Annotated in this window: 20 protein-coding genes; 9 read left to right on the forward strand and 11 right to left on the reverse strand. The window is 60.9% G+C overall.

Features of this window, described 5'->3' with window-relative positions; all coding sequences use genetic code 11:
- Positions 1–104: 104 nt before the first annotated feature.
- The gene (locus OC605_RS17525) at positions 105–467 is read left to right on the forward strand and encodes a DUF6124 family protein (protein ID WP_262138454.1); all 363 of its coding nucleotides are present in this window, start codon (positions 105–107) and stop codon (positions 465–467) included.
- 83 nt (positions 468–550) lie between these two features.
- On the opposite strand, the gene OC605_RS17530 is transcribed toward OC605_RS17525, so the two are convergent.
- From OC605_RS17530 to OC605_RS17565, 8 genes are all read right to left on the reverse strand, one after another.
- Positions 551–6,271, reverse strand: a complete 5,721-nt coding sequence (locus tag OC605_RS17530) for a membrane-targeted effector domain-containing toxin (protein ID WP_262138456.1) — start codon at positions 6,269–6,271, stop codon at positions 551–553.
- A gap of 542 nt (positions 6,272–6,813) precedes the next feature.
- Positions 6,814–8,529: an N-acetylglucosamine-specific PTS transporter subunit IIBC gene (gene nagE, locus OC605_RS17535; RefSeq protein ID WP_262138458.1), complete on the reverse strand. Its 1,716-nt coding sequence runs from the start codon at positions 8,527–8,529 to the stop codon at positions 6,814–6,816.
- Positions 8,530–8,552: 23 nt separating this feature from the next.
- Positions 8,553–11,066 (reverse strand): phosphoenolpyruvate--protein phosphotransferase, encoded by a 2,514-nt coding sequence (gene ptsP, locus OC605_RS17540; RefSeq protein ID WP_262138459.1) that lies wholly within the window; start codon positions 11,064–11,066, stop codon positions 8,553–8,555.
- A gap of 146 nt (positions 11,067–11,212) precedes the next feature.
- On the reverse strand, positions 11,213–12,235 hold the full coding sequence (locus OC605_RS17545; RefSeq protein ID WP_262138461.1) for an SIS domain-containing protein: 1,023 nt from the start codon (positions 12,233–12,235) through the stop codon (positions 11,213–11,215).
- Positions 12,216–13,322 carry an N-acetylglucosamine-6-phosphate deacetylase gene (gene nagA, locus OC605_RS17550; RefSeq protein WP_262138463.1) on the reverse strand — a complete coding sequence of 369 codons (1,107 nt, stop codon included), beginning with the start codon at positions 13,320–13,322 and terminating at the stop codon, positions 12,216–12,218. Before nagA ends, OC605_RS17545 begins: the two co-directional genes overlap by 20 nt.
- Positions 13,323–13,362: 40 nt before the next feature.
- The gene (locus tag OC605_RS17555; RefSeq protein WP_016771550.1) at positions 13,363–14,094 is read right to left on the reverse strand and encodes a GntR family transcriptional regulator; all 732 of its coding nucleotides are present in this window, start codon (positions 14,092–14,094) and stop codon (positions 13,363–13,365) included.
- A 282-nt stretch (positions 14,095–14,376) separates the two neighbouring features.
- Entirely contained in the window at positions 14,377–14,892 is a 516-nt protein-coding gene (locus OC605_RS17560) for a murein L,D-transpeptidase family protein (RefSeq protein ID WP_024011712.1), read from the reverse strand.
- A 76-nt stretch (positions 14,893–14,968) separates the two neighbouring features.
- Positions 14,969–15,520 carry an NUDIX hydrolase gene (locus OC605_RS17565; protein WP_016771548.1) on the reverse strand — a complete coding sequence of 184 codons (552 nt, stop codon included), beginning with the start codon at positions 15,518–15,520 and terminating at the stop codon, positions 14,969–14,971.
- 147 nt (positions 15,521–15,667) lie between these two features.
- On the opposite strand from OC605_RS17565, the gene OC605_RS17570 reads away from it, so the two are divergent.
- The 5 genes from OC605_RS17570 to purT all read left to right on the forward strand — a co-directional run bounded on the left by OC605_RS17570 (position 15,668) and on the right by purT (position 18,947).
- The gene (locus tag OC605_RS17570) at positions 15,668–16,267 is read left to right on the forward strand and encodes a CoA pyrophosphatase (protein ID WP_262138465.1); all 600 of its coding nucleotides are present in this window, start codon (positions 15,668–15,670) and stop codon (positions 16,265–16,267) included.
- A gap of 39 nt (positions 16,268–16,306) precedes the next feature.
- Complete coding sequence (locus OC605_RS17575; RefSeq protein ID WP_071174483.1) at positions 16,307–16,831, forward strand: gamma carbonic anhydrase family protein; 525 nt, start codon at positions 16,307–16,309, stop codon at positions 16,829–16,831.
- Positions 16,828–17,043, forward strand: a complete 216-nt coding sequence (locus OC605_RS17580; RefSeq protein WP_071174484.1) for a DUF1289 domain-containing protein — start codon at positions 16,828–16,830, stop codon at positions 17,041–17,043. The genes OC605_RS17575 and OC605_RS17580 overlap by 4 nt, the downstream gene beginning before the upstream one ends.
- A 154-nt stretch (positions 17,044–17,197) precedes the next feature.
- Complete coding sequence (locus OC605_RS17585) at positions 17,198–17,665, forward strand: VUT family protein (protein WP_016771544.1); 468 nt, start codon at positions 17,198–17,200, stop codon at positions 17,663–17,665.
- Between the two features lie 100 nt (positions 17,666–17,765).
- The gene (purT, locus tag OC605_RS17590; RefSeq protein WP_024011715.1) at positions 17,766–18,947 is read left to right on the forward strand and encodes a formate-dependent phosphoribosylglycinamide formyltransferase; all 1,182 of its coding nucleotides are present in this window, start codon (positions 17,766–17,768) and stop codon (positions 18,945–18,947) included.
- 117 nt (positions 18,948–19,064) lie between these two features.
- On the opposite strand, the gene OC605_RS17595 is transcribed toward purT, so the two are convergent.
- The 3 genes from OC605_RS17595 to OC605_RS17605 all read right to left on the reverse strand — a co-directional run bounded on the left by OC605_RS17595 (position 19,065) and on the right by OC605_RS17605 (position 22,680).
- Positions 19,065–20,381 (reverse strand): MFS transporter, encoded by a 1,317-nt coding sequence (locus OC605_RS17595; protein ID WP_262138468.1) that lies wholly within the window; start codon positions 20,379–20,381, stop codon positions 19,065–19,067.
- Between the two features lie 232 nt (positions 20,382–20,613).
- Positions 20,614–21,855, reverse strand: coding sequence for a CNNM domain-containing protein (locus OC605_RS17600; protein ID WP_262138470.1), 1,242 nt, complete (start codon positions 21,853–21,855; stop codon positions 20,614–20,616).
- Positions 21,856–21,867: 12 nt separating this feature from the next.
- Positions 21,868–22,680, reverse strand: coding sequence for an inner membrane protein YpjD (locus tag OC605_RS17605; RefSeq protein ID WP_016771539.1), 813 nt, complete (start codon positions 22,678–22,680; stop codon positions 21,868–21,870).
- Between the two features lie 210 nt (positions 22,681–22,890).
- Here OC605_RS17605 and ffh point away from each other — a divergent pair, with 210 nt between their 5' ends.
- The 3 genes from ffh (at position 22,891) to rimM (ending at position 25,322) form a co-directional block, all read left to right on the forward strand.
- Positions 22,891–24,267, forward strand: coding sequence for a signal recognition particle protein (gene ffh, locus OC605_RS17610; RefSeq protein ID WP_007967791.1), 1,377 nt, complete (start codon positions 22,891–22,893; stop codon positions 24,265–24,267).
- A gap of 261 nt (positions 24,268–24,528) precedes the next feature.
- On the forward strand, positions 24,529–24,780 hold the full coding sequence (gene rpsP / locus OC605_RS17615) for a 30S ribosomal protein S16 (protein ID WP_003185073.1): 252 nt from the start codon (positions 24,529–24,531) through the stop codon (positions 24,778–24,780).
- 5 nt (positions 24,781–24,785) lie between these two features.
- Positions 24,786–25,322: a ribosome maturation factor RimM gene (rimM, locus tag OC605_RS17620; RefSeq protein WP_016771538.1), complete on the forward strand. Its 537-nt coding sequence runs from the start codon at positions 24,786–24,788 to the stop codon at positions 25,320–25,322.
- Positions 25,323–25,324: the final 2 nt, after the last annotated feature.

Genomic DNA, 25,324 nt, shown 5'->3' on the forward strand with positions numbered 1-25,324 from the left:
GTTGCCTGCCCCGGTGGATCTCACCTCGCACATAGCTGCCACCTATTCGCCGCGTGAGATCCGGCGATCGATGGCTGCCCATCAGCATCCGCAGGAGAAGCATTTTGGATAAGATCGTCCCCGACCCACCCCTCGAACCCACCACCCCCCTCGAACAAACCATCCGCGCCGACGACCTCGCGAAAAACCGCGAAGCGATCAAGCGCGCTCTCGATTTCTACCTTTGCCCGCAGCCTGGCAAGTCGCATCCGCCCAGCACTATGTTTCTGATTCAGCCCGACATCGACACTGAAAGCCTGCTCGCCCATGCCTGTGAATCACTGGCTTCAGCCAATACCCTGGCCAGTGATTTCGCCGATCAACTGGGCCGTCCGCAACGCAATACGGCTTTGGCGATACAGCAGATCATCATGCTCGCCGAGCTGGCGGTGAATCGGGCGCTGGATCGGGTTGACCCGCGTAGTTGAGTCAGGCGCGCAAATGTCGGCTCGGACATAAAAAAACCACTGGGCCGCCGGGCCCAGTGGTTCTTCTCGACGTGCAATCAGATTTACGTCACCTGCACCAGCTTGATGTCAGTTACCAGCATGCTGATCAACGTCCGCAGGTATTTGAAGCCCTCGTCTTTTTTGCCCCATCGATCAATGAACAACAAGCCTCGGTCGTTGACCTGAATCGGTGTGACCACTATTTCGCCAGCCTTGGATTTATGCACCAGACGCGTTCCGCTGGTGCCCTCGTTTTCGATCAGGAACAGCCCGGGGTGAGTCAGTTTACTGCGGCTGACCGGTGGCGCAGGGGCAATCTCCTTCTTGCCTGCGACTGCGAGGTTCATCGTGAAATCACTGCGCACAGCCCGTGCGCCGATGGCTTTTTCCGGGATTATTGTCGCCCACGCGCCTTGTTGGATCGAGCTGGCGAGATCAGGCGCACTGTCGCGAACATGAAGGCTGACCGCGCTCAGCGTTTCCCCCAGCCCCGGAACGCCGAGACTGTAGTTGGTCTGCGTGCTGTCGATGAGCGCGATCCATTTATGCGGTCCGTGGACCAATTGATCGGCTTTGATCGTTTCAGTGGCGAAGTAGCTGAACATCTCCTTCCTCGACAACTCGGGATCAGGCAATCCCTTGACGTTGTAACTGGCGACGCAATCAATGGCCCTGATGCGGATGTTGTATTTGGCCGCCGCCTCACATACCTCGTTGTAATTGTCGGTACCCACATAACCACTCGGCCGATCCGCGCTGAGCATGTGCAGATGAGTCTTGAGTCGCTCGGGCATCCGTTGGGTCAGGTGAAAGATGTCCAGATCCGCCTGATGCAGATCGGTGTATATACGCTCCAGGTACAACGTGTCATAACCCGCATCCTTGAATGCCTCCATGTGTTTCCTGAGCAGCGCCTTGCCTGATACTTCGGTTGGGTTTTCACCGATCAGGAGATTCAAGCGACCGTCTGCCAGTTTTTGCAAAAACGTGTCGAAGGTTTCCTCGGCGGTGATCGTCGGGAGCGCCGCTGTTGTTGCAGGTTTGAACTCGGCCAATGTATCTCTGGCCGCTTTGCCCAAGCGCTGGCGTGCGCCAACAAAAGCGCTGAATAACAGCCGGTCGCCTTTCGCGGGCTCGTAAAAACTGTTCAAGCCGTTACTGTCGCGCATCAGCCTGACAACACCCTCGTGAAACGACGGCGCCATATCGTAGTCGCCCAATTGACTGGAAGTCGTGGCAGTTGCCGCTGGCTTGGAGACCGGCCGAGGTGCTTTGTACACGGTCGGCATCTGCACCAGATAATCGCCTTGGGCCGTCGCACTCCCGGCGGTTGCTGCGGGAGAGTCCAGGCCAATGCGAGCGGGTTGATACAGGTCGACATCTTCAACACGCACGGCTACAGCGTCGTGCAAATCGGCCAGCCCCGGGGTGTTATCGAAGGTACTCATGCGTGACTGCTCGGTCAGGACAATCCAGCGGTCTTCAGGGGCGTCGGCGATGTTGGCTGCAAGGGTCTGGTGCGAATAGAAGTTGCGGATGCTGTTGCTGCGTGGCGTCAGAGGCGAGATCGTCGACATCGCCATGAAGTGCTCCAGTTGGTAGCTGGTAGAGGCATCCAGTGCATGAATCTGGAGTCCCTTTTCTTGAGCTGCACGCACAAGTGCTCGATAAGAGTAGAGCGAACCCTCTGCGTGCCCCAGTGCCTTGTCGACGGCTTTGAGATGATCTTTGATGTGCTTCCAGCTTTCACCTTTGTTCAACTTTTGCAGCTTGGGATAAAAGACGTCTCCCGCGACATACTCAACATAAAGGCGCTTGAAACCCTTGGCCACGAGCGCGTCCATATTTTCAATCAGCACTTTTTTGCTGGCGATGGAGCCGGGCGCGGCGCCAATCACCAGATTTTTTCCTTTGCATGCGTCGCTGGCGATCAATTGTGCAAACGAGGCGTCGGCGGCCACGTCAGGGACCCGAGCGCGAACAGGCCGCGGGGCGAGTTCGGCGAAATGACGGTTCGCGTCTGCGGTGAGTTTGTCGACCTGTTTCAGGTAAGCGATTCGTGTTTTTGCGAGTCCATCGACTACGCCGATCACGGTCGCGAGGGGTGACGTACCCATGTAATCCTGCCCACTCGCCAGGACGCTGGCGCGGAACTGCGGATCCATTACCGCCTCGATGCGCTGCCGGTACTTTTGCGCCACGCCATAGTCTTTGTGCGGACCGGGTGTCTCGGGCACGGCGTCGTACTTCGGCGCGCCGCCGACCATGCCGCTGCGCCTCATTGTTCCGTCAAGATCGGGCACGACGAGAATACCGGTCGAGACGGGAGGGTCACTCATTTTCATCTGATAAAGCAAATAACGACCCAGTGCGTCGGGATCGTGCTTGGCGTAGTAAAAACTCCCTCTGAACTGGACCAGACGCAAACTGTGCCATTGCGGTGCTGGGGCTACCTGATCAATCAGTCTCACGACACCCTGCTGTTCGTTGCCAGCACTGGCGATCCCTTTACGCAACAGCCGACGCACGGGCTTGAGTGAGCGCAAGGCGGGACGCAGATCGGTCAACACTGCGCCGGTACTGTTGAACAAGTAACCGAGCAGGTGTTGGAAGGCTTCGCCGTGGTCCCCTTGGCGATAAGCGTGCAGCGCGAGCATGGCGTCCTTGAAGGCCAGCAGCAGACCGGTGCTCAGGCTTAGCAGCGGAAAGGGCGCGGTGGCGATGGCGGTGATCCATTCGACACTGGTCCAGATCAGCCCGGCGATCATTTCGGTCCGGCTGGTGGTGGTGGCGTGGACATTGTCGATTCGCCGTTGCAGCTTCATGTTGTATAGCGCCGTGCGCAGATCGCTGACGGCGTCGGTCGCTGGTGTCGAGTCGTAACGTGGCGGGCTTGGCGTGATTTTATTGAGGTCTTTGGGCAACTGAGTTTTGACGTTTTCGAGGAAAGTGCGAATCCGCGGCTGAGCGCTGACACTGACGCGCAGAACAAAGTATTCGGTCATTCCAGCCTGCTGTTGGAGCAAGTAGTTGAACAGCCGTGCTTCGCGAAAGCTGACACCGTCGGGCGCGTCGGGGGTGTAGAGCAGAACCGGGTTATCACCATGGCTGAACAGCCAGGCGTCGATCACCCATTCGCCGTCGATCATCAAGCGGTGGATGGGGAATTTCGTACGCGTCACTCCAGACGATTCATCCATGCTGGTGATGCTCTGCTCCAGCCATTGCCGATCGCTGCTGGCGATGTGACCCTGCAGCTGGCATTCCAGCGCAGCGCTTTTCATCTGGCGCTGAGTGATGGCCAGGGTTGCGTTACGGCGGAACTCGTAGCCCTCGCTTGTCGCACTCTGCAGTTCAGCCTTGACCTTGTCGGTGTAACGCTGGCCGATCCACATTCCGGTGACCGAGCGCGCGACGTTCTGCGCGGTGAGGCTGCTGATATCGATATCCGGCGGGCCTTTGAAGCGGGCCGAGCGGGAGAATTTGTCATCGAGAAAACCGATGCCGTCGGCATAGCCGTCGCGATACAGCTGGGTGTAGGTCAACGGCTTCGGGGTCGAGGAGCGCACGATGGAAGTCGGCGAGTAAGCCCATACGGTATCCGGGTCGACATCATTGGCCGGGCGCTTGAGCAAGCGGTTCAGACTGATTTTCGCCTGCTCGTGGACGTAGTCGTTGAAGGCTGGAAAGCGGCTGCCCGACAAGTGATGTTGATTGAAAGCGCGCAATGCGCCCTCGGCCTCCTCGGTGAAGGTCGACAATGCCCGGCGATTGGCTGCTGTTGTCGAGCGATACCAGGTGGGCGTGCTGAAGTCATAGTTGTCGATCCGCGTGGCCAGTACGTGTTCGGCCATGGCTTGCAGGCAATCGACATGGTTGCCGGTGTGCCCGAACGTCACCTTCCGATGCTCCAGCGCATCAGGCTTGAAGCTCAGCCCTGCCAGCACTTTGCGTAGCGTCGGGCGAAAGCGTATCGGCGCACGGCTGATCAGGTAGCCCGCCATGCTGTCGGCGACATCACTGTGCCCGGCCCAGCCCAACAGATGGGTCTGGCATTCGCGTTCACTGGTGAAGGCCTGAAACTGCTGCTCTCGCGGCGCCTGCGGCGTGCACAGCAATACACGTTTGATCACGCCCTTGTCGTCGCTCTGACGCAGCACCCACAGATCTTGCAGTTGCGCGCCGTGCAGCGACAGGGTGGCGGCGCGCAGATGGGCATCGCTGCCGCTGCGCAGGCGCTGGATGAGCTGCAGATCACCGTCTTGCAGGTGCCCTTGGAGTACCGCCGTATGGGCGAGAGCGACGATTCGCAGGTCGAGCATTCGCTCAATGGCGGGTTTGATCGCAGGCTTGGCCTGCATTTCTTTTTGCAAGCGATTGAAGTCGATGCGCGGCTGCAGTTTCAGCGCTTGCCCGACCAGCCACGCCGGTGTCACGTCGGCAAAGGTTTCCGGCAAGGGCGCACCATCATAGGTCAGGGTGGTGTAGTTCAAAAACTCTGATCCCGGTAACTCATCGCCGGTGTGGGGACCGCGCAAGGACAGATCGAGCAAATTGCTCTGATGCGCATAGACGCCATAGCCCGGCACTCGGCGATCGGTGCTGACCTGCAATTTTTCCGGCTCCAGATCGTCGATTCCCAGCTCGTTGCTCAGGCGTTCCAGCCATTGTTCGCGGGCCAGCGCCAACAGGCTGCCTACCGGCTCCATCAGGTCGAGCAAGTGTTGTCGCGCCTGCTGATAGTTGCGCAAGTGCTCGGCCAGTTCGGTCTGCCGTGCAGTGCTGGCGCTGCGGTACCAGTCCGGTGCGCTGTAGCGCAGATGGCGTTCGAACAGGGTCTGTGCGCGCAGCTCCAGGCGTGGAGTGAGATCCGGCTGGGCGGTAGCAATGGCTTTTTCGAGCGCTTCGAGCAACAGCGTTGGGTCTTGTTGCGGGTTGTCGGCGAAACTCAAGGCACGCTCGATATCCTGCGTGCGTTTCTCGATCAGCGCGTCGTAGGTGTGTTCGAACAAGGGTTTGCTGTCGATCGGCGCGAGCGACAGCGGCCAGATCCCTGCGGCACCGACATCGTGATAACGGGTCGGCAGCATTTGCATGAAATCCTCGCGGCCGCTGCGCGAGTTCAGCGACTCGCGCAGATGAGTGTCGAGATCGGCCGGCGAATTGAAGAACTCGATACCGCGTGCAGGTGTGAAAAGCAGGGCGTAGCCGACGCTCTGGTCTTTCAGCAGATCGGGAACTCGGGGGCTGTCCTTTTCCGTTACGACAAAGGCGCCGGCCAGTTCGACGGTGGTGGCCTGATAGCTGAACTGCAATGCATGAATGGCGGGACGCAGCATCGGGGCCAGGTCGAGTTTATTCAGCAGCTCGCCCGCTTGCGGGTGGAGCAGGCGATCGGTGACGGCTTGCCGTGCTTCGTGGCCGATAGCGGTGAATCCGGCGTCGTACGTCAGAAATGTTTTTGCCGGTTTGCCGTCGATCTGATCACGCAGGTCCATGTTGATCAGTTGGGTGTTGAGTCTGATCTTCAGGTTTGCGATCAGCTTTTTGCCTGTGTCGCTTTGCAGGTCGCTGGTTTCGAGCTCTTGGTATAGCGCGCGGCTTCGCTGCTGGTAGCTGGTGCGGTAGGTTTTCAGCTGTTCATTGAGGGTTTTCAGGTAGGTCTGTTCGGTGGTCGGTTTGTGTTCGGGGAGAAGTGGGTCAGGGGTATTGAACAGGTAATCACCGATCTGGTTGAGGTCGCTTTTGATCTCATCGGGGGTGGGGGCGTTGGGGGTGCTCATGGGCACGTTCTCCAGGCTGGGAATGAGGGGCCAGCATGGCGAGGAGGGTGTTTTGTGGGGTGGTATATATGTATGGGTTTGGGGCTGGGTTTGGGTGAGTATCCGTTTCTTCGAGTGTTGCGGCTGGCAGTTTCGCCCTTGCGGCGAGGCACTTTTTCCACTGCGTCGTACGGTCGCTGCGCTCCCACCCCGGATCAATCCCTGCGCTCAGCCTTCCGACGGGCTCCAAAGTCAAAAGCGGACTCGAGCTTGGGCTCATTGTTTTGAGTGGTTAGAAGCGGGTGGTGTCTGGCTTTGGTTTTGTGGTGGATTCGCCACTCATCGGAACGCCGCCCGCCCAACCCTCTCCCCGAGGAGAGGGAGCTGATTTGTGGGGTGTTCAAAATATGCATTCAGCTCGGTATCGCACCTCGGCGCCGTCATCCAACCAACTCGGTCGGTCCCCTCTCCCTCCGGGAGAGGGCTTGGGTGAGGGGCTGTTGATCTGCTCCAAAAGTGGGAGCGAGCCAGCTCGCGAAGCGGCCCGCCAAACCACGACAGATTCAAGCCTGCGCGCTGACCTCCCGGCGACTGACCAACCCCTCCAGCGCCCCACTCAAACTCGCGGCCTTTTCCCCGACCAGCAAATGCCAGACACCGCCATCCAGCTGGCTGACACCCTGGCACCCGAGCGCCTTCAGCTGCGCCTCGGACAATGCCTTGCCATCGGCCAGTTGCAGGCGAATGCGGGTCATGGCGATGCAGTCGAGCTGCAGCACATTGTCACTGCCGCCCAGCGCATTCAGCCATTGCTGCGCTTCACTGCTTGTAAGCGCAACTGTCTTGGGCTCATCGGTAGCAACAACGGTTTCAGCCAGAACCGCACGGCCCAGCGCCGGCATCGCCAAGCGAATTTCATCGGCGATGCTATCAGCAAGCGGCCCGACCACGACCTGCAAACTGCCGCCCTTGCCCGGGCGCACCACGGCCATTGCGCCCAGCGCTTTCAGCTCGGCGTCCGAGGCCTTGTTGCGGTCGACCATCTCCAGGCGCAGTCGCGTTGTGCAGGCACCGACGGTGAGCAGATTCTCGGCGCCGCCCAAGGCTTTGATATACGCACTGGCGCGTTCGGTTTCCGAGAGCACGGCTTTTTCGGCGCTGGCGACGTCTTCGCGCCCCGGCGTCTTCAGATTGAAGCGGCGGATACAGAAGTCGAAGACCAGGTAATAGATGACCGCATAAGCCAGCCCGACCGGCACCACCAGCCAGCCATTGGTCGACTTGCCCCAGCCGAGAATCATGTCGATGAAGCCACCGGAAAAGGTGAAGCCCAGATGAATGTTCAGGCCGTTGGTGATCGCCATCGACAGCCCGGTCAGCAGCGCGTGCAGGAGGAACAGCAGCGGCGCGAGAAACATGAAGGCAAATTCGATTGGCTCGGTGACGCCAGTCAGAAACGAGGTCAGCGCCATCGACAGGAAGATCCCGCCCATCACCTTGCGCCGCTCCGGCAGGGCGTTGCGGTACATCGCCAGGCAGGCGGCGGGCAGGCCGAAGATCATCATCGGGAACATGCCGGTCATGAACTGGCCGCCCTTCGGATCGCCGGCAAAATACCGCGACAGATCGCCGGTCACCAGCGCGCCGGTGGTCGGGTCGGTGAAGTTGCCGAAGACGAACCACGCCATGTTGTTGAGGATGTGGTGCAGGCCGGTGACGATCAGCAGGCGGTTGAACACGCCGAAGACGAACGCGCCGAGGCTGCCGCTTTCCATCATCAGCGCGCCGAACGCGTTGATGCCCTGCTGGATCGGCGGCCAGATGTAGCCGAACAGCACGCCCAGACCCACCGCCGCGAACCCGGTGACGATCGGCACAAAACGCCGGCCACCGAAGAACGCCAGATACTCCGGCAGCTTGATGTCCTTGAAGCGGTTGTACAGCGCGCCGGCCAACAGGCCGCTGACGATCCCGGCGAGCATGCCCATGTTGATCGTCGAGTCGAGCACCTTGAGCGTGGAGATCATCACCAGATAACCGATCACTCCGGCGAGGCCGGCGGTGCCGTTGTTGTCTTTGGCGAAACCGACGGCGATGCCGATGGCAAAGATCATCGCCAGGTTGGCGAAGATCACTTGTCCGGCATCGTGAATGATCGCGATGTTCAACAGGTCCGTGTCGCCCAGGCGCAGCAGCAGGCCGGCAATCGGCAGGATCGCGATCGGCAGCATCAGCGCGCGGCCCAGGCGTTGCAGGCCCTCGATGAAGAGTTGGTACATGGCGTTTGTCCTTTTTGTTTTTGTTAGCGCAGAGGCCAATGTTGATGACAGGCGTGGCGAACGGCGGCGGCGCTGGACAGCTTGAGCAGGTCGCGGCTCAGGCGCTGACATTCGGCTTCATGCAACTGACGTACGCGGTCCTTGATTTCACCGATCTGCACCGGGCTCACCGACAGTTCGGTGACGCCCAGACCCACCAGCACCGGCGTCGCCAGCGGGTCGGAGGCGAGGGCGCCGCAGACACCGACCCAGCGCTTGTGCACCGCCGCACCTTCGCAGGTCATGGCGATCAGGCGCAGCAGCGCCGGGTGCAGGGCATCGACCCGCGCCGCCAGCCCGGCGTGGTCGCGGTCCATGGCCAGGGTGTATTGCGACAGATCGTTGGTGCCGATCGAGAGAAAGTCGGCGTGTTCGGCCAGTTGTTCGGCTTGCAGCGCGGCGGCGGGGACTTCGATCATCACGCCGATTTCCGGGCGCTCGGCAATGCCCATTTCAAGCCGCAGTGCATCGACGCGCTGGCGGATGTGCAGCAGTTCGTCGACCTCGGTGACCATCGGCAACAGAATCCGGCAACGCGACAACGGCTTGACCTGCAGCAGCGCGCGCAGTTGCTGATCGAGAATTTCCGGGCGCGCCTGGGCCAGCCGAATGCCGCGCAGACCGAGCACCGGGTTGGCTTCGGCCGGCAGCGGCAGGTAGTCGAGTTGCTTGTCGCCGCCGACGTCGATGGTGCGGATGATCACTGGCTTGTCGCCCATGGCATCGATCACCGCTTGATAGGCGCTGCGCTGTTCTTCGACGTCCGGTGCAGTCTGGCGATCGACGAAAAGAAACTCGGTGCGCAACAGGCCGACGCCATCGGCACCGTTGGCAAAAGCGTCTGTCGCTTCGTTGCTCGAGGCGACATTGGCAGCCACTTCGATGTGCACGCCATTGCGCGTTTCAGCGGGCAAATGGGCTTTGGCCTGTTGGCTGTCGCGACGCTGCTGACGCTCGATCTGCGCCTGTTGCACTTCGGCCAGGCGCTCGGCGTTTGGCGTCAATTCGAGGCGCCCGCCATCAGCGTCGAGCACCATGGCCTGATTTTGTGATTGATCAAGCAATTGCGCGCCCAAAGCGACGATGCACGGCAGACCTTTGCCGCGCGCCAGAATCGCTACGTGGGAGGTCGCGCCGCCTTCGGCCATGCACAACCCGGCGACACCTTGCGCGCTGAGTTGCAGCAGATCCGATGGCGTCAGTTCGTGGGCGGCAACGATGGCGCCGGCCGGAACCTGGTATTGCCAGGCCTCGCCAAGCAGGGCGCGCAGGACGCGTTGTTTTAGATCACGCAAATCGTTGGCGCGTTCGGCCAGCAGCGGACTGCCGGTGCCTTGGAGCATGTCGCACTGCGTGTCGATCGACTGACTCCAGGCGTGCGTCGCAGCGGTGCCTTGCGCGATGAATTGCTGCGCGGCGTCGAGCAGGGCCGGGTCTTCAAGCAGCGCCATGTGTGCAGCGAAGATCGCTTCTTCGTCGGCGCTCTTGTGCTTTTTCGCTTGGGCGAGGGTGGCGGCGATTTCGCTGCGCACCGCGTTCAAGGCCGCTTCAAGAATCGGCTGCTGTTGCACTTGATCGTGATGGCCCGCATCCGCCGGCAAAGTGATCGCGTTCAAGCGAAACAACGGCCCGGCGACCAGCCCCGGCGCCGCGCAAACACCGTGCAACACGCCAGCCTCGGCCGGGCGTTTCAGCGCGGCTGCGGTGGTCGGCGCTTGCGCGTGGTGATCGTCCGGCAGCGCCGTGGCCAATGCGCTGAGCAGGGCTTGCAATGCGGCATCGGCGTCCGGCCCCTGACAACTGACCTGCACCTCATCCTGCTCACCAATCGCCAACCCCATCAAACCGATCAGACTGTTGCACGGCGCCGCTTTGCCGTTGAAGTGCAGCTGTGAGTGGCTGCTGAACCCCTGGGCGGTCTGGCGGATCAGCGCAGCGGGGCGCGCATGCAAGCCGCCGCGATGAGCGACCCGAACTTGGCCACGAACCTCTGGCCCGCCGCTTGTATCGGTATTCGCCGCCACCACATTGCGCGCGATGATGTGCAGCAACGGCTCGCCGACTTTCACCGCTTTGAGGGTGATCGGCCGCACCTGAAAATCCGTGCTGTTGGTCAGGATCAACAGGCTGACCAGGCTTTTGCAGTGCTGACCGACCTTGTCTAGGTCATAGCGCAGCAGCGGCTGACCAAGGCTGACGCGATCGCTTTCCTTGACCAGCATGGCGAAACCTTCACCGTTCAATTCAACGGTGTCGAGGCCCAGGTGCAGGAGGATTTCCGCACCGTTGTCGGCGCGCACGGTCACCGCGTGGCTGCTGCGCGCAACGTGGATGACCACGCCGGCGCAGGGCGAATACAGCGTGTCGTTGAGCGGGTCGATGGCGATGCCGTCGCCCATCGCGCCACTGGCGAACACCGCGTCCGGGACGTTGGCGAGCGTCAGCACCGGGCCGCTGAGCGGGGCGCTGAGGGTCAGCTCTTTATTGTTGTCGGGCATGGCTGGGTCTCATGGGTTGAATCTCGGTTCGATGTCCCCTGCAGGAGCTGCCGAAGGCTGCGATCTTTTGATCTTGTTTTCATGGGTCGAGATCAAAAGATCGCAGCCTTCGGCAGCTCCTACACGGGTACATCCGTCAGCAGTTGTCAGTGCGTGCGGGTCACTTTGCTCAAATGGCGCGGCTGATCCGGGTCCATCCCCCGCGCCACGGCCAGGCCTGCGGCCATCACGTAAAAGCTCTGGATCGCCAGAATCGGGTCGAGGGCCGGGTGTTCGGCACGGCTCAGGGTCAGATCGCGTTCGCTGACGTCATCCGGCGCGGCGAGCAAGACCCGGGCGCCGCGCTGGCGCATTTCCGCCGCCAGACTCAGCAGGCCGGCCTGCTCGGCGCCGCGTGGGGCGAAAACCAGCAGCGGATAGTGTTCGTCGATCAGTGCCATCGGGCCGTGACGGACTTCGGCGCTGCTGAACGCTTCGGCCTGAATCGCTGAGGTTTCCTTGAACTTCAGCGCCGCTTCCTGGGCAATCGCGAAACCGGCGCCACGGCCGATCACCATCAGGCGCTCGCAATCGCGCAGGGCTTCGATGGCCACGCTCCAGTCCTGTTTAGCCGCTTCGCGCAGGCCTTCTGGCAGCGCATCGTGGGCTTGCAGCAATTCGCTGTCTTCTTTCCAGTGCGCGATCAAACGCGCGCTGGCGCTGAGGGTGGCGATAAAACTCTTGGTTGCGGCGACGCTGCTTTCCGTGCCGGCAAGCAGCGGCAGGCTGAATTCACAAGCCGCCTCCAGTGGCGAGTCGGCGGCATTGACCATCGACACGCTCAGCGCGCCACGCTTGCGCAACAGGCGCAGGCTGTTGACCAGATCCGGGCTCTGCCCCGACTGCGAAAACGCAAAGGCGACCTGACCGCTGACTTTCAGTGGCGCCTGCTGCATGGTCACCACCGACATCGGCAACGAGGACACCGGCACGCCCAGTTGCTGCATGGTCAGGTAGGCGAAATAGCTCGCCGCGTGGTCGGAGCTGCCGCGCGCGACGGTCATCGCCACTTGCGGTGGCTGGCGGCGCAGGCGCCCGGCGATCTCGATCATCGGCGCGTCGAGCTGTTGCAGTTGGGCTTGCACGGCCTCGAACGAGGACAGCGCCTCTTCAAGCATTTTTGAAGTCAATGTCTTCTCCTTCGACCATGACGGCGGTCAGTGTGAGTGAGCGATCGAGCCGCACGCAGTCGGCCCAGGCGCCGGGGGCAAGGCGTCCGCGTTCGGTAATGCCGAGGTAGTCGGCGGGAAATTGCGACAGACGCTGCGAGGCTTCGGCGATCGGCAAACCGATCTTGACCAGATTGCGCAGGGCCTGATCCATGGTCAGGGTGCTGCCGGCCAGCGTGCCGTCGGGCAGGCGCACGCCGCCCAGGCATTTGGTCACCGTGTGGCTGCCAAGCTTGTATTCACCGTCGGGCATGCCGGCGGCGGCGGTCGAATCGGTGACGCAATACAGGCACGGGATCGAACGCAGGGCCACGCGGATGGCGCCGGGATGAACGTGCAACAGATCGGGAATCAGCTCGGCGTATTTGGCGTGGGCCAGTGCTGCGCCGACGATGCCCGGCTCGCGGTGATGCAGCGGGCTCATGGCGTTATAGAGGTGAGTGAAGCTGCTGGCACCGGCAGCCAGCGCAGCGACGCCTTCCTCGTAACTGCCAAGGGTGTGGCCGATCTGCATGCGGATACCACGGCTGCTCAGCTCGCGAATCAATGCATCGTGACCGGCGATTTCCGGGGCAATGGTGATGACGCGGATCGGCGCCAGCGCCAGATATTCTTCGACTTCGGCCATCAATGCGGTGTGGGCGAAGTTCGGTTGAGCGCCGAGTTTTCCCGGGTTGATGTACGGGCCTTCAAGGTGCACGCCGAGGACTCGCGCGGCGCCTTTCGGACGCTGTTCGCAGAATTCTCCTACCTCTTTCAGGACATTTGAGATCTCCGCGCTTGGCGCGGTCATGGTCGTGGCCAACAGCGAGGTGGTGCCGAAACGCACATGGGTTCTGCTGATGGTTTCGAAGGCTTCGGCGCCCTCCATGATGTCTTTGCCGCCGCCGCCGTGCACATGCAGGTCGATGAAACCCGGCAGCAGATAGGGCAGATCGTTAGTGGCTGGATCGCAGGGCACGCCTTCGATCGACACGATCTTGCCGTGTTCGTGAATCAGCCGGCCGCGAACCCAGCCGCTGGCGGTGAGGATGTTGTCTTCGGACATTTTCGTTCTCGCTTGGGGCCGCGCTCAGCGACGCGGCTCTTTATCTACGAAGCTCTGCAACAAAGTCGTAGTAGTCGTTGCGGCAATAGGTGTCGGTGACTTCGATCGGCGTGTTGTCTTCCAGATAGCCGACCCGGGTCATCAGCAGCATGGCGGTGCCGGGGGCGATGCCGACCAGTGCGGCGAATTCGTCCGAGGCGTTGATTGCCTGGATGTGCTGAAGGGCGCGGACGATCGGTTTGCCGATGCCGTCGAGGTATTCGTAAAGCGAATCGCCCACCGCTTGCGGCCTGGGCATGATCGACGCGGGCAGGGTGCTCATTTCGATCGCCATGACCGTGTCATCGGCTTTGCGCAGGCGCTTCATGCGCGCCACCTTGTCGTTCGGCGACAGGCCGAGGCGGATCAATTCTTCGTGGGTCGGCAGGGTGATCTCCCGCTCCAGCCACTTCGAGCTAGGCACGAAACCTTTCAGGCGCAGCATTTCGCTGAAGCCGGACAGACGCGACAGCGGTTGTTCCAGGCGTGGGGTGATGAACGTGCCCGAGCCTTGCAGGCGGCGGATCAGGCCTTGCTCGAGCAAAACTTCCAAAGCCTTGCGTGCGGTGACCCGGGAGATGCCGAGCTGGTCGCTGAGGTTGCGCTCGGACGGCATCGCCTGTTCGGCCTTCCACTGCCCGGCATGAATCGCCGCTTCCAGATTGCGCGCCAGTTGCAAGTACAGCGGCGTCGGCTGGGAGTCATCGGGACGTAGGGTTTGAAGGTCGTTCATGTAGGTCGTTTCCGTCGCGAGTATAGGATTGTTGTGGCTCGCTTGTGCGACGGAAGCTAATACCACTTGAATACCATGTCAACGCGATCAAACGGCGTCTGGCCCAATGGATTGGCGGGTGTCAGGGGGCACTGTTTAAAGTGGTATTAGTGGTGGCCCATAAAAAGCAAAAGATCGCAGCCTGCGACAGCTTCTACAGTTGAGAGTGGTATCACCCCTGTAGGCGCCGTCGCAGGCTGCGATCTTTTGATTTATTTTTGTTGCGGTGACCAGCGGTCGAGTTTACGGACGAATCTCGATCATCGTGCCGTCCGGTACCAGATTCCACACTTCACGCATGTCGACGTTGCGCATGGCGATGCAGCCGTCGGTCCAGTCGAGGGTGTGGAATAACTGCTCCGGATTGTCTGCTGAATCCGGAGTGCCGTGGATCATGATCATCCCGCCGGGCTCGACACCTTCACGGCGTGCGCGGGCGGCATCGCTGATGTTCGGGTAGGAGATGTGCATCGACAGGTTGAATTTGTCGCTGGTCTTGCGCCAGTCGATCCAATAGAAACCTTCGGGTGTGCGTTTGTCGCCCTCGATCAGTTTCGGGCCTTTCTTCGCACCCTTGCCCAAGGAGATGCGATAGGTCTTCAGCGGCTTGCCGTCGGCAATCAACTGCAGTTGGTGGGCCGATTTGAGTACCAGGACTTTTTCGATCAGTGGAGTGTTCGAGGGCGTCACGGTGGTCACGAATGACGCTTGCGAAACGCTGACGAACGACAGGCACAACAGGGCAAGCAACCAACGCATTGAAACGATTCCCCAAGAATGACGCAGACACATAGTGATAGATGCAGGTGTGGTTATCGGCAGGGTGCCGCGAAGCTCAAGTGATCGCCGGCTGCACCAGTGGCGGAATCGACTCCGAACGCACCGGGTAAACCTCGCTGCGCCGATCGGCAAAGAAACATTCCAGCGTGCGCCCGACCGTGCGGAACGCCAGCTCGTCCCAGGGAATGTCGGCTTCTTCGAACAGCTGCACTTCAAGGCTTTCCGGCCCGGCCGCATACTGCAGATCGGCCAGTTCGGCGCGGAAGAACACATGCACCTGGCTGATGTGCGGCACGTCGATCAGCGTGTAGATGCTCAGGTTGCGCACCCGGGCGCAGGCTTCTTCGGCGGTTTCGCGGATGGCGGCCTGCTCGATGGTCTCGCCGTTTTCCATGAAACCGGCAGGTAGCGTCCAATAACCGAGACGCGGCTCGATGGCGCGGCGGCAGAGCAGCACTTTCGTCCCCCAGGTCGGCACGCAGCCGGCGACGATATTGGGGTTCTGGTAGTGAATGGTCTGACAGCTGTCGCAGACAAATCGCAGCCGCGAGTCGCCTTCGGGAATGCGCTGGGTGACCGGGTTACCGCAGTGGCTGCAAAATTTCATGCTCGGGTTCCTGAATGCTGCGCCTATCTTGGCGTGCAGCGGGGCCGGTCGGCAAGTTGTCGTTTCGCGACACGACGGGTTTCGGGGGCTTGGGCGCTCGCTTTGATTGGTGCATGATGCGGAGCAAGGCACCGATCGAGAACACTCATGCTGGACGAGCTACTGCATAGGGTAAGCAACCACACACCGCGCACGTTGGAGACCGACGCACGTTTCCCCGAGGCCGCCGTGCTGGTGCCGATCACCCGCAGTGACGAACCGGAACTGGTCCTGACCCTGCGCGCCAGCGGGCTTTCGACCCACGGCGGCGAGGTCGCTTTCCCCGGAGGGCGCCGCGACCCGGAAGATCCGGACCTCATATTCACCGCGCTGCGCGAAGCCGAAGAAGAGATCGGCCTGCCACCGGGCCTGGTCGAAGTCATCGGCCCGCTGAGTCCGCTGATCTCCCTGCACGGCATCAAGGTAACGCCGTATGTCGGCGTGATTCCTGACTTTGTCGAATACCAGCCCAATGATGCCGAGATCGCCTCCGTCTTCAGCGTCCCACTGGAGTTCTTCCGCAAGGACCCGCGTGAGCATACCCATCGCATCGACTATCAGGGCCGCAGTTGGTACGTGCCGAGCTATCGCTTCGGCGAGTATAAGATCTGGGGCCTGACGGCGATCATGATCGTCGAGTTGATCAACCTGCTCTATGACGCCAAAATCAGCCTGCACCGACCGCCGAAAAGCTTTATCGATACCTGAGCCGTCGTTCGAACGGCCGTGAGCCCCGAGGAAAACAAGATGAAATACCGCCTGGGCGACGCCCGTGTCGAAACCCATCCACAGAGCTGGGTCGCGCCCAATGCCGTGCTGGTGGGCAAGGTTCGCCTGGAAGAGGGCGCCAACGTCTGGTTCAACGCCGTATTGCGCGGCGACAACGAACTGATCCTCATCGGCAAGAACAGCAACGTGCAGGACGGCACGGTGATGCACACCGACATGGGTTACCCACTGACCATCGGTACCGGCGTGACTATCGGCCACAACGCCATGCTGCATGGCTGCACGGTCGGCGATTACAGCCTGATCGGTATCAACGCGGTGATTCTCAACGGCGCGAAGATCGGCAGGAACTGCATCATCGGCGCCAATTCGCTGATCGGCGAAGGCAAGGAGATTCCCGACGGTTCGCTGGTGATGGGCTCGCCGGGCAAAGTCGTACGTGAACTGACCGAGGCGCAAAAGAAGATGCTCGAAGCCAGCGCCGCGCACTATGTGCATAACTCGCAGCGTTACGCCCGCGATCTGGTCGAGCAGGAACAATGACGACTGTTGAACGACCAGTCGCCTCGCCTTGCGTGAATATCTGCGCGCTGGATGAAGATGACGTTTGTACCGGGTGCCAGCGCACGGTCGCGGAGATCACCCGCTGGGGCCGCATGAGCAATGACGAGCGCCGCGTGGTGCTGGGGTTGTGTCATGAACGGGCGAAGGCGAGTGGATTGGTCTGGATGATTCCCGCGAAGTCAGGCGTCTGAACCACCGCTTTCGCGAGCAGGCTCGCTCCGACCTTGAAAATGCTTTCCACTGTGGGAGCGAGCCTGCTCGCGAAGACGTCGGTCCTGTCACCGCACCTATTGGCGCAATACCAGCGCTCAAGTAACCTGTGCGCCACATTTACAGGCCGCCCCCATGATCTTCCTTATCGCCTACATCAGCAGCGTCGTGCTGATCAACTTCGCCTTTTCCACCGCTCCGCACCTGGACATCATCTGGTCGGCCTGGGGCGGCCTGGTGTTCGTGCTGCGCGACATGGTGCAAACGCGCTTCGGTCATGGCGCGATCGTGGCGATGCTGGCGGCGCTGGTGCTTTCCTACATCACGTCCGACCCTTCCATCGCGCTGGCCAGCGCCACGGCGTTCGCGGTCTCCGAGTGCATCGACTGGCTGGTGTTCAGCATCACCAAGCGGCCGTTGCGTGATCGTCTGTGGATCAGTTCGGCGCTGAGCATTCCACTGGATACCTTTATCTTCTTCGGCATGATCGACGCCTTGACGCCGCCGGTGATCATCACCGCGCTGGCCTCCAAGTTTGCCGGCGTTACCGCGGTCTGGCTGATCATGGCCTGGCGTGATCGCAAACAGGCTGTCGCCAGCTGAAGCCAAACCCTCGGGTTCATGTAAAATGCCGCGCTTTCTCCCCATGGAAAGCGCACTCGCGTGGCTTTCCTCGATGATCCGCTTCCTTTGAGGACCTGAGATGACCCGTATCGGAACTCCATTGTCGCCAACCGCGACCCGCGTATTGCTGTGTGGCTGTGGTGAGTTGGGCAAGGAAGTGGTAATCGAACTGCAGCGCCTGGGCGTTGAAGTGATTGCCGTCGACCGCTACGCCAACGCGCCGGCCATGCAAGTCGCCCATCGCAGCCACGTGATCAACATGCTCGACGGTGCTGCTCTGCGTGCAGTGATCGAAGCCGAGAAGCCGCACTTCATCGTGCCGGAAATCGAAGCCATCGCCACCGCCACGCTGGTCGAGCTGGAAGCCGAAGGCTTCACCGTGATTCCGACCGCGCGTGCGGCGCAGCTGACCATGAACCGCGAAGGCATCCGTCGTCTGGCTGCCGAAGAGCTGGACCTGCCGACCTCGCCGTACCACTTCGCCGACACCTTCGAGGACTACAGCAAAGCCGTTCAGGACCTGGGTTTCCCTTGCGTGGTCAAGCCGGTGATGAGTTCGTCGGGCAAGGGGCAGAGCCTGCTGCGCAGCGCCGATGACGTACAGAAAGCCTGGGATTACGCGCAAGAGGGCGGTCGCGCCGGCAAAGGTCGGGTGATCATCGAAGGCTTCATCGACTTTGACTACGAAATCACCCTGCTGACCGTGCGCCACATTGGCGGCACCACGTTCTGCGCACCGGTCGGTCACCGTCAGGAGAAGGGCGACTATCAGGAATCCTGGCAGCCGCAGGCCATGAGCCCGATTGCTCTGGCTGAATCCGAGCGCGTTGCCAAAGCAGTCACTGAAGCACTGGGTGGCCGTGGTCTGTTCGGCGTCGAGCTGTTCATCAAAGGTGATCAGGTGTGGTTCAGCGAAGTCTCGCCACGGCCGCATGACACCGGGTTGGTGACGCTGATTTCTCAGGACCTGTCGCAATTCGCCCTGCATGCCCGCGCGATTCTCGGCCTGCCGGTGCCGCTGATCCGTCAGTTCGGCCCATCGGCGTCGGCAGTGATTCTGGTGGAAGGCCAGTCGACCCAGACCGCATTTGCCAACCTGGGCGCTGCGTTGAGCGAGCCGGACACGGCGCTGCGTCTGTTCGGCAAACCGGAAGTGAACGGTCAGCGCCGCATGGGCGTGGCGCTGGCCCGTGATGAGTCGATCGAGGCTGCTCGCGCCAAGGCGACGCGTGCGTCGCAGGCGGTTGTTGTCGAGCTGTAAACCGAGTCGCGGCAACTATTCGCGAGCAGGCTAGCTCCCACATGGGATTGGGTGAGCACGAATCTGTGACCAATCCCAAAACCCTGTGGGAGCGGGCTTGCCCGCGATAGCGATCTGTCAGGCAACCTGATTCAGATCGTTGTTGCGCGTCTCCTTCAAACAGAGCACCGCAATCAGACTCAACACCGCCGCCGCCGACACATACCCGCCGACATAGCTCAACCCACCCATCGCCACCAGTTTCTGCGCAAAGAACGGCGCCGCCGATGCTCCGACGATCCCTCCCAGGTTGTACGCCGCCGAAGCGCCGGTATAACGCACGTGGGTCGGAAACAGCTCAGGCAACAGCGCGCCCATCGGTGCGAATGTCACGCCCATCAAAAACAGCTCGATGCACAGAAACAGCGCCACGCCCCAGGTCGTGCCCTGCGTCAGCAACGGCTCCATCAGAAAACCGGACAGAATCGCCAGCACGCCACCGATGATCAGCACCGGTTTGCGCCCGTAACGGTCGCTGGCCCAGGCCGACAAAGGCGTCGCGGCGGCCATGAACAACACGGCAAAGCACAGCAGGCCAAGGAAAGTCTCGCGGCTGTAACCCAGCGTCGATACGCCGTAGCTCAGGGAAAACACCGTCGAGATATAGAACAGCGCATAGCAGACCACCATCGCCGCCGCCCCGAGCAGGGTCGGCGCCCAGTATTGGCTGAACAGCTCGACCAGCGGCACCTTGACTCGCTCCTGACGGGCGATCGCATTGGCGAACACTGGCGTTTCATGCAATTTCAGGCGCACATACAGGCCGACCATCACCAGCGCCGCACTGAGCAGAAACGGAATGCGCCAGCCCCAACTGCGAAACTGTTCGTCATCCAGCGTCATCGCCAAGGTCAGGAACAGGCCGTTGGCCGCAAGAAAACCAATCGATGGACCGAGCTGCGGGAACATGCCGAACCACGCGCGTTTGCCCTTCGGCGCGTTTTCCGTGGCCAGCAGCGCCGCCCCGCCCCATTCGCCGCCAAGACCCAAGCCCTGACCGAAACGCAGCACGCACAGCAGAATCGGCGCCCAGGCACCAATGCTGTCGTAGCCCGGCAACACGCCAATCAAGGTGGTGCACACGCCCATCAACAGCAGCGAGGCGACCAGCGTCGATTTACGACCGATACGGTCGCCGAAGTGGCCAAACAGTGCCGAACCCAGTGGTCGGGCGAGGAAGGCAATGCCGAAAGTGAGAAAAGCGGAAAGCATCTGCGCCGTGCCGGAGGTCTGCGGAAAGAACACCGGCCCGATCACCAGTGCCGCAGCAGTGGCGTAAACGTAGAAGTCGTAGAACTCGATGGCGGTGCCGATGAAGCTTGCCGTGGCCACGCGGGTGGCGGAATTGGTCGGCTGGGCAGGCGCGGTTTCGCTGTAAGCGGTATGGGTCGTCATGCGGTGATCCCTGACAGTCATGAGCTCCAGTGGAGCGAATTATTATGGTCGAACACCCAGGGATGTGGGGTAGGGCGCGAGCGCTGTTTCGAGTAGGAACAGTCGTCGGTTTGCAGCGGAAACGGTCAGGATCCGGGCAGTGCCGGGTAGGCACAGGGATCGACGGCGCTTGGGTAAGCGCCTCGATTATAGGAAGGGGGCTAACGATCAAACAAGCGCAAACAATGCAGCTTTATCGAGCGGGCACCAGAGCAGGCACCGAAGAGGTCAGCCAGATCAACACTTTGCTCACCCGGTTCTCCTCAGTCTCCAGAATCTCCAGTCGATAACGCCCGATCTTCAGACAAACAGCACTTTCAGGAATCGTCTCCAATGCCTCAGTCACCAATCCATTGAGCGTCTTCGGCCCGTCGCTCGGCAAATGCCAGCCCAGGCATTTGTTCAGATCGCGAATCGACGCAGCGCCATCAATGACCATGCGTCCATCAGTCTGCGGATGAATATGCGGATTATCGAGGCTGTGCTCGCTTTCGAACTCGCCGACGATCTCTTCGAGAATGTCTTCAAGGGTGACGATGCCCAGCACTTCGCCGTATTCATCGACGACCATGCCGAGGCGGCGTTGCTGCTTGTGGAAGTTCAGCAGTTGCAGTTGCAGCGGCGTGCTTTCCGGGACGAAGTAGGGCTCGTAGCTGGCGGCCAGCAGTGCCTCGCGGGTCAATCCACCGTTGCTCAGCAAATGGCCGATCTGGCGAGTGTTGAGCACCGCTTCGACCTGATTGATGTCGCTGTGAAACACCGGCAGACGCGTGCGCTTGTTCTCGCGCAGTTGCTCGATGATCTCTTCGATCGAATCGTCGAGGTTGATGCCGTCGACGTCACTGCGCGGCACGAGAATGTCATTGACCGTGATGTTGTCCAGCGCATGAATGCCCGATACCGGATGGCTGCGGACCGGATGGTCGTGATCCTCATCGTGATCGGCCGGCAACTCGTCCTCGCTCTGTTGCACCACCTGCGCCTTGCGCGTGAACGGCGTCATCAACAAAGCGCTGACCCGGCTGAACAGCCACGCGAACGGGTAGACGATTTTCATCGGCACGGCCAGCAGGGTATTGCCGAACGCCAGCACGGCGTCCGGATAGCGCCGAGCCACGGTGCGCGGGAAATAATCGGCGAACACCAACAGGATGCCACCGGCGCCCAGGCAGGCCGCCCACGGGCCGTTTTCTTCGCAGAGGAAAATCGCCAGCAGCGTCGCGATGATCACTGCGAGGGCGCGGCACAGGGTGTTGCAGAGGATCAGGCTGTCGAGCGGGAAGCTCAGCTTCGCCAGCGGTTTATCGCTGGCGCGCGAGGCGATACGTTGCGCGAGCAGGTGCTGCTGCGCGATTTCGACGGCGGTAAACAGCCCTGACCATAAAATCAGCAGGACAAATACCGCGAGCATCGGCCCTATGGGCAAACCGTCCATTTATACCGCCCGTCAGATGTGCAGAATGTATTCACGAACCAGTTTGCTGCCGAAGTACGCCAGCATCAGCAGGCAGAAACCGGCGAGGGTCCAGCGAATCGCCTTGTGGCCGCGCCAGCCCAGACGGTTGCGGCCCCACAACAGCACGCTGAAGACGATCCATGCCAAGCAGGCCAGCAGGGTCTTGTGCACCAGATGCTGGGCGAACAGGTTCTCGACGAACAGCCAGCCGGAAATCAGCGACAGCGACAGCAGCGTCCAGCCGGCCCAGAGAAAGCCGAACAGCAGACTTTCCATGGTTTGCAGGGGCGGGAAGTTCTTGATCAGCCCGGACGGGTGCTTGTGCTTGAGCTGATGGTCCTGAACCAGCAGCAGCAACGCTTGGAACACGGCGATGGTGAACATGCCGTAAGCGAGGATCGACAATAGAATGTGCGCGAGGATGCCCGGCTCTTCATCGATGATCTGCACCGTGCCGGTCGGCGCGAACTGCGCCAGCAATACCGTGATCGCGCCCAGCGGGAACAGCAACACCAGCAGGTTCTCCACCGGGATCCGCGAACAGGCGAGCAGGGTCAGGGCGATTACCGCAGCGGCAATCAGGCTGGACGCGCTGAAAAAGTCCAGGCCAAGGCCGATCGGGGTCAATAGATGTGTAAGCAGGCTGGCGCCGTGGGCGAGCACGGCGAAGACGCCGAGGCTGACCAGCAGGCGCTTGTTCGCCTTGGCGCCGGTGGCCAGGCGGGTGCTTTGATAGACGGTCGCAGCGGCATAGAGCAGGGCGGCGGCGAGGGTGGTCAGCAAACTGGGTGACAAGGGGAGCATAAATCCTGTTAGGCGAGCCCGAAAGGCGCTGAGTTTGGCATAGAACCGCCACGGCACGAAAGACTCCGCAAGCTGACGGCGAGGTGTCCGCCGGCCGCAGTCTTCGCTATAATCCGCGACCTGCCCACGCCGCAGGCTCGCCGAGCACATGTTGATTCCGGTCTGGGCCGCCATTATCCCGGTTCGTACAGGGCCTGAAAGGATCGCGCAATGTTTGAAAACTTAACCGACCGTCTCTCGCAGACGCTGCGCCATGTCACCGGCAAGGCGAAGCTGACCGAGGACAATATCAAAGACACCCTGCGTGAAGTGCGCATGGCGTTGCTCGAAGCTGACGTCGCATTGCCGGTGGTCAAGGACTTCGTCAATTCGGTCAAGGAGCGCGCTGTTGGCACCGAGGTGTCGCGCAGCCTGACGCCGGGCCAGGCGTTCGTGAAGATCGTCCAGGCCGAACTCGAAAGCCTGATGGGCGCGGCCAACGAAGACCTCAACCTGAGCGCCGTTCCGCCAGCCGTGATTCTGATGGCCGGTCTGCAGGGCGCGGGTAAAACCACCACCGCCGGCAAACTGGCGCGCTTCCTCAAAGAGCGCAAGAAGAAGTCGGTCATGGTTGTTTCGGCGGACATCTATCGTCCGGCGGCGATCAAACAGCTGGAAACCCTGGCCAACGACATCGGCGTGACGTTCTTCCCGTCCGACCTGAGCCAGAAGCCGGTCGACATCGCCAACGCGGCTATTAAAGAAGCAAAACTGAAATTCATCGACGTGGTCATCGTCGACACCGCCGGTCGTCTGCACATCGACGAAGAAATGATGGGCGAGATCAAGGCGCTGCACGCTGCGATCAACCCGGTCGAAACCCTGTTCGTGGTCGACGCCATGACCGGTCAGGACGCCGCCAACACGGCCAAGGCCTTCGGCGATGCGCTGCCGTTGACCGGTGTGATCCTGACCAAGGTCGACGGCGACGCCCGTGGCGGTGCCGCGCTGTCGGTGCGCGCCATCACCGGCAAGCCGATCAAGTTCATCGGTATGGGCGAGAAGAGCGAAGCGCTCGATCCGTTCCACCCTGAGCGTATCGCCTCGCGGATCCTCGGCATGGGCGACGTGCTCAGCCTGATCGAACAGGCCGAAGCGACGCTGGACAAGGACAAGGCCGACAAACTGGCCAAGAAGCTGAAAAAGGGCAAGGGCTTCGACCTCGAAGACTTCCGCGATCAGCTGCAACAGATGAAGAACATGGGCGGCCTCGGCGGGCTCATGGACAAGCTGCCGAGCATCGGCGGCGTCAACCTGTCGCAGATGGGCAATGCCCAGAACGCCGCAGAGAAGCAGTTCAAGCAGATGGAAGCCATCATCAATTCCATGACCCCGGCCGAGCGCCGCGACCCTGAGCTGATCAGCGGTTCGCGCAAGCGCCGGATCGCCATGGGTTCCGGCACGCAGGTGCAGGACATCGGCCGCTTGATCAAGCAGCACAAGCAGATGCAGAAGATGATGAAGAAGTTCACCGCCAAGGGCGGTATGGCAAAAATGATGCGCGGCATGGGCGGTATGTTGCCCGGCGGCGGCATGCCGAAAATGTGAGACAGGACACCAAGACTTCGCCGGTCGTCGCACCGGCGCAGACCCTGCAAGGACGCAGGATCAACAGCAAACCCGCACTCGGCGGGAGCTGACTGGCCGTTTTTATCGACGGCTCTCTATGCAAATCTGCACGGCATGCCATGGGCGCCGGAAAAAGTCATTTGCAAAAGTCCGGATATTCCTTAGAATATGCGGCCTTTCGGGCACCCATGCCCGCTGTGCATTTAGATTTGCAGCACCGACTACAGGAACGATGTTCACATGCTAACAATCCGTCTTGCCCTTGGCGGCTCCAAAAAGCGCCCGTTTTACCACCTGACCGTAACCGACTCGCGTAACCCGCGTGACGGCTCCCACAAAGAACAGGTTGGTTTCTTCAACCCTGTTGCCCGTGGTCAGGAAATCCGTCTGTCCGTGAACCAAGAGCGCGTTGCCTACTGGCTGAGCGTTGGTGCACAACCTTCTGAGCGCGTTGCTCAGTTGTTGAAGGAATCTGCCAAGGCTGCGGCCTGAGCAATATGAACGCGACGCCAGCCCCTGCCGATGATTTGATCGTTATTGGCAAAATTTATTCTGTTCATGGCGTTCGCGGCGAAGTGAAGGTTTATTCCTTTACTGATCCGACTGAAAACCTGTTGCAGTACAAAACCTGGACGCTCAAGCGCGAAGGCAATGTCAAACAGGTCGAGCTGGTCAGTGGACGCGGGAGCGACAAGTTCCTGGTCGCCAAGCTCAAGGGTCTCGATGATCGTGAAGAAGCTCGTCTTCTGGCCGGTTATGAGATCTGCGTGCCGCGCAACCTGTTCGCTGAATTGACCGAAGGCGAGTACTACTGGTACCAGCTGGAAGGTCTGAAGGTCATCGACACCCTTGGGCAACTGCTCGGGAAAATCGATCATCTTCTGGAAACCGGCGCCAATGATGTAATGGTCGTCAAGCCTTGCGCTGGCAGCCTGGATGATCGCGAACGCCTGTTGCCCTATACGGAGCAATGCGTGTTGGCCGTCGACCTGGAAGCGGGCGAGATGAAGGTGGATTGGGACGCGGACTTCTGAAC

The sequence above is a fragment of the Pseudomonas sp. Marseille-Q5117 genome (assembly GCF_946901175.1).
GTDB lineage: Bacteria > Pseudomonadota > Gammaproteobacteria > Pseudomonadales > Pseudomonadaceae > Aquipseudomonas > Aquipseudomonas iranensis.

Excerpts from the sequence above, each read along its gene's own strand:
- OC605_RS17530 (WP_262138456.1), bottom strand. The coding sequence starts at position 6,271 with ATGAGCACCCCCAACGCCCCCACCCCCGATGAGATCAAAAGCGACCTC.
- nagE (WP_262138458.1), bottom strand. The coding sequence starts at position 8,529 with ATGTACCAACTCTTCATCGAGGGCCTGCAACGCCTGGGCCGCGCGCTG.
- ptsP (WP_262138459.1), bottom strand. The coding sequence starts at position 11,066 with ATGCCCGACAACAATAAAGAGCTGACCCTCAGCGCCCCGCTCAGCGGC.
- nagA (WP_262138463.1), bottom strand. The coding sequence starts at position 13,322 with ATGTCCGAAGACAACATCCTCACCGCCAGCGGCTGGGTTCGCGGCCGG.
- OC605_RS17555 (WP_016771550.1), bottom strand. The coding sequence starts at position 14,094 with ATGAACGACCTTCAAACCCTACGTCCCGATGACTCCCAGCCGACGCCG.
- OC605_RS17560 (WP_024011712.1), bottom strand. The coding sequence starts at position 14,892 with ATGCGTTGGTTGCTTGCCCTGTTGTGCCTGTCGTTCGTCAGCGTTTCG.
- OC605_RS17565 (WP_016771548.1), bottom strand. The coding sequence starts at position 15,520 with ATGAAATTTTGCAGCCACTGCGGTAACCCGGTCACCCAGCGCATTCCC.
- OC605_RS17570 (WP_262138465.1), top strand. The coding sequence starts at position 15,668 with ATGCTGGACGAGCTACTGCATAGGGTAAGCAACCACACACCGCGCACG.
- OC605_RS17575 (WP_071174483.1), top strand. The coding sequence starts at position 16,307 with ATGAAATACCGCCTGGGCGACGCCCGTGTCGAAACCCATCCACAGAGC.
- OC605_RS17580 (WP_071174484.1), top strand. The coding sequence starts at position 16,828 with ATGACGACTGTTGAACGACCAGTCGCCTCGCCTTGCGTGAATATCTGC.
- OC605_RS17585 (WP_016771544.1), top strand. The coding sequence starts at position 17,198 with ATGATCTTCCTTATCGCCTACATCAGCAGCGTCGTGCTGATCAACTTC.
- purT (WP_024011715.1), top strand. The coding sequence starts at position 17,766 with ATGACCCGTATCGGAACTCCATTGTCGCCAACCGCGACCCGCGTATTG.
- OC605_RS17595 (WP_262138468.1), bottom strand. The coding sequence starts at position 20,381 with ATGACGACCCATACCGCTTACAGCGAAACCGCGCCTGCCCAGCCGACC.
- OC605_RS17600 (WP_262138470.1), bottom strand. The coding sequence starts at position 21,855 with ATGGACGGTTTGCCCATAGGGCCGATGCTCGCGGTATTTGTCCTGCTG.
- OC605_RS17605 (WP_016771539.1), bottom strand. The coding sequence starts at position 22,680 with ATGCTCCCCTTGTCACCCAGTTTGCTGACCACCCTCGCCGCCGCCCTG.
- ffh (WP_007967791.1), top strand. The coding sequence starts at position 22,891 with ATGTTTGAAAACTTAACCGACCGTCTCTCGCAGACGCTGCGCCATGTC.
- rpsP (WP_003185073.1), top strand. The coding sequence starts at position 24,529 with ATGCTAACAATCCGTCTTGCCCTTGGCGGCTCCAAAAAGCGCCCGTTT.
- rimM (WP_016771538.1), top strand. The coding sequence starts at position 24,786 with ATGAACGCGACGCCAGCCCCTGCCGATGATTTGATCGTTATTGGCAAA.